Annotated in this window: 1 protein-coding gene; it reads left to right on the forward strand. The window is 67.4% G+C overall.

Annotated elements, in window-relative coordinates; all coding sequences use genetic code 11:
- The coding region (locus tag KVT32_RS31390) for a dihydroneopterin aldolase (RefSeq protein WP_217619565.1) at window positions 1–239 on the forward strand (239 nt) is incomplete at both ends.

Genomic DNA, 239 nt, shown 5'->3' on the forward strand with positions numbered 1-239 from the left:
GAAGGGCGAGCAGCGCGTGCTGATCAACGTCGACCTCTACATCCCGCTGGCCGAATCGACCCCGAAGGCCGACCAGCTCGACGAAGTGGTCGACTACGATTTCATGCGCGAGACCATCGCGCGCCGCATGGCCCAAGGCCACGTGCACCTGCAGGAAACCCTGTGCGACGACGTCGTGCGCGCCATGCTGGCGCATCCGCGCGTGCGCGCCGCCTGCGTGTCGACGATGAAGCCGGACG

Source organism: Achromobacter sp. GbtcB20 (assembly GCF_019091095.1).
GTDB lineage: Bacteria > Pseudomonadota > Gammaproteobacteria > Burkholderiales > Burkholderiaceae_B > Achromobacter > Achromobacter mucicolens.